At 61.6% G+C, this 3647-nt stretch carries 3 protein-coding genes; all 3 read right to left on the bottom strand.

Annotated elements, in window-relative coordinates; genetic code table 11:
- Positions 1–597 (bottom strand): 2,3,4,5-tetrahydropyridine-2,6-dicarboxylate N-succinyltransferase (locus WBF74_RS04700; RefSeq protein WP_424435917.1); only part of this gene is annotated, 597 nt, incomplete at its 3' end.
- 149 nt (positions 598–746) lie between these two features.
- Complete coding sequence (locus WBF74_RS04695) at positions 747–2039, bottom strand: EAL domain-containing protein (protein WP_424435914.1); 1293 nt, start codon at positions 2037–2039, stop codon at positions 747–749.
- A gap of 89 nt (positions 2040–2128) precedes the next feature.
- Positions 2129–3647, bottom strand: a 1519-nt coding sequence (locus tag WBF74_RS04690) for a C69 family dipeptidase (RefSeq protein ID WP_424435911.1), incomplete at its 5' end; no start/stop codon positions are given.

Genomic DNA, 3647 nt, shown 5'->3' with positions numbered 1-3647 from the left:
GATCACGCCTTCAACAACTTCGGAGCGCGCACCGATGAAGCAGTTGTCTTCAATGATGACGGGGTTTGCCTGCAGCGGCTCGAGAACGCCGCCAATGCCGACACCGCCCGAGAGATGCACATTCTTGCCGATCTGTGCGCAAGAGCCGACCGTGACCCATGTGTCCACCATCGTGCCTTCATCAACATAGGCACCGAGATTGACGAAAGAGGGCATCAGCACGACGTTTTTGGCGATATAGGCCGAACGGCGAACCACGGCACCCGGCACCGCGCGGAAGGCGGCGGCGCGGAACTCCTTCTCGCCCCAGCCTTCGAACTTGGAGGGCACCTTGTCCCACCAGTTCGTGTTTTCGCCGGGGCCGCCCGCGATCAGCGCCATGTCATTCAGGCGGAAGGAGAGCAGAACGGCCTTTTTCAGCCATTGATGCACCTGCCACTCGCCCTGAAACTTCTCGGCAACACGCGCCTCGCCCTTGTCGAGCGCATTCAGCGCCTCGTTCACGGCTTCCCGCACTTCGCCTTTGGTCGAGAAATTGATCTCGTCACGATTCTCGAAGGCGTTTTCGATAATGGATTTGAGGTCGGTGAAGCTCATGGGACAGCTCTCCTGAGGGCGTGACGGGGCCGGGGCAAGATAGCCCGGAGCCTCCCCCTGTCAACCGGCTGCCACCGGGCACCCCTAAAGCAGCGGCCCGCCGCTTCTCTCGAAGGGCGGCCGGGGAAGGGTCAGTCGCTGATGCTTGCTCAGTCCGCTGCGAGCGGTATGGCGGGATGCCGTGATTCCGTCCGTGAGGCGGCTTTCGCTTCCGGCTTCGGCTCATCCCGCAGCACGCTCTCGCGCACCGGGCGCGGTTCGCCAAAGAGGAAGCCCTGACCGGCATCAATGTCATATTCGAGAAGGTCCACGACCTCGCGCTCCTGCTCGATCTTGTCGATGATGAGCTGGATGCCGTTGCGCTTGAGAAGTTCCTTGAGGTCAGCCGCGTGAATGTCCCCCGCCGCATGAGGGGCTTCAAGCAGGGTCTTGGCCGACACCTTGATGAAGCGGAAATTGCGATCATGCAGTGCCGCCGGATCGAAGCGAAGGTTGGTCACCTGATCCATTGAGAAGCGGAAGCCGAGCGCGGCAAGCGCATCAAGGCTGGCAAGCTCCACCGGACCCGCCCCGTTCACCGTCGCCTGGCTGAACTCGAAAATCAGATGCTGGGCGAGGTCTGTATTGTGCTGCATATATTCGATGAATTGCGGGAAGAACTCTTCATCCAGCAGCGAGAAGGCGGAGATGTTGCAGAAGACGCCCGCCTTGCTGTTGCGCTGGGCGAGCTTGCGCACCACCTGAATGCAGCGGAAGAGAAGAATATTGTCCACCGTCGGCATCATGCCGGCAGGTTCCGCCACGCGCATGTAATCGCGCGGCATGATGATCTCGCCGCTCTCCGTGCGCAGGCGCGACAGGCCTTCATAATAAGTGATCTTGCGCTGCGGCAGGCGTACCACCGGCTGCAGATAGAGATCGACACGGTTCGTTTCGAGCGAATGGCGGATCGTGTCGAGCAGCGCCTCATCATCCATATCTTCAAGGCGCATGGCCGGATGCGGCGGAGGCAGGGTGCTTTCTTCAGCAAGCTGCGACTTTGCGCTTGCGGAAGGAGACACACCGAAGTTGCGCGTTTCGGCAAGCCGCTTCACGAGATTTTCGACGACGCGGATTTCCGAGAAAATGCGCTCCATGCGCTCATTCGTTTCCCGTTCGAAGCGGGCTTCAAGTTCCACGATCTTGTCAGCCGCATCATCGAGATCGCGCGAAAGACCTGCAGCAAGGCTTGTCAGCTCCTGAAGCTCCTTGCGGACGGCCTTGCGCTCCTTGCTGCGCGAGATGGCGGCATGAGCCTCCGCCCCCAGCATTGCGGCAATCAGGCTGCACAGGGCGGCAAGCTCCTGCCTGAAGCCGAAAATTTCGGTCAACGCAAAGAAAAGCCCGATGGAAGGCAGCAGATAGAGCAAGGTGGCAGCGAGATGCCTGGCCGATTGCGTCATGTCCCCGTTCCCGCATGGCGCGAGCCCCCCAGGCCCGCCGGTGAATTTCACTCGATCTTCACCTTAAGGGGTGCCGTCTTGCGAAAGCGTTAACCATGCAGCGTCATCCGCGCCTGCCGCGCGAGGCCGTTCCAATGGGCGGTCATGAAGGGAGAGGGGCGGAATGCGGGGTTCTCGGGAATGGCTTTCACCAGCGCATACCATCGGGTTGCGGCGGCGTCGGCCTCTTGCCAGAGGGTGCGCGAAAGGGCGGTCGCCTCGTCGGCACTTCCGCCACGGCGAAGCAGTGCCTCAACACGGGTAATGAAGCTCGCTTCCAGCCGGTCGCGCTCTTGCTTGTAGGCGGCGAGGCGTTCGGGATAGTTGCGGAGCACGGTCCGGTGAAGGCGCTCATGCGCCCACCAGCGCGTCTGTGGATCGTAAATATCGGTCGGTGGGCGGCCGAAATCGGGGAGCGACGCCCCTTCCCAGCCGGGGCCGAAAAAGACCGGCTTGAAGATGCCCGTATCGGGCGCGGAAGTGGCGGTGAGCCAATGGACGGCGCGCCCTTCATCGATCTCCGTCACCCAGGAGGCGGTCGTCTGGCCGAAGCGGCGCACCGGCCCATAGGTGGCATGGGCCGAGACCGCGCCGCCGAGTATGCCGTCAGGCCGCCAATGCGGCTGACGCGCCGCCTGCGCGCCGTGATCACGGAGAAAAGCCATCATGTCGACAGCGGCGAGGCCACCCTTGCGCGCATTGAGAAGATGCGTCGTCCGGCACCAGCGCTGATGCCCGCTTGCAAGCGCAGAGCGTTTTCGATTGGCGAATATGTCGGCAAAGTTGAAAGCATTGCCGGGCTTCATGAGTCCATGTTCCTGTGCCAGCGCTTCGGCTCCGGGACTGAGCCGTTCGAAATCGCTGCCAATCGTATAGGCGTTGGAGATGCTGCGTTTTGCGGCAACGCGCTCCACCGCCCATTCACGCCCCACCGTTTCGAGCACAAGGGCGTCGTGCGCATCCGCGATGAGGAACGCATTGTGATATTCGAAGCGACCTTTGTGGGCGCAATTACCCCCCTGCCCATATTGGCCGAGAAGCGTGATGATGACCTCCAGCGCTTCTTCCGCGCTCGCACCGCGTTCAAGCCCGAGGCGGAGAAGATCCATGCCGATCAGCGATGGCGTTTTTCCGGGCGCAATCTTCGCGTGAACGGCCTCATTACCGATCACCACGCCATGCTCATTCGCGCCCATCTCCGCACCCCACATCCAGAAGGGGCGGGAGAGCAGAACTGCATGAGTGCGCGGCGCTTGCGGAATCTCGATATAGGTGCAGCGAAGCCGCGCATCCTTTTCATGCGTCGCGGCGGGGACGAAGAAGGGATATTGCGCTTCATTCGCCTCGCGGTCGGAATTCTTGGCAAAGAGCATCGCGCCCTTAGCAACCGCCGCTCCCCGCGCCACCAGCGTATCGCACATCTCTCCGCCCCTCTCATCGCCTTTGCCGCCTATGCTATAATGCGTGCGGCTCGGGTGGCCAGATGAGCGGGCGAGGAGAATGATGATGTCGAAAGAAGTGACAGCCTTTGAATTCGAGTTCCGCACCATTTTAGGCGAGGCGCTGGCC

Source organism: Parvibaculum sp., assembly GCF_049672805.1.
Lineage (GTDB): Bacteria > Pseudomonadota > Alphaproteobacteria > Parvibaculales > Parvibaculaceae > Parvibaculum.
This window is presented reverse-complemented; position numbering and strand designations above follow the sequence as displayed.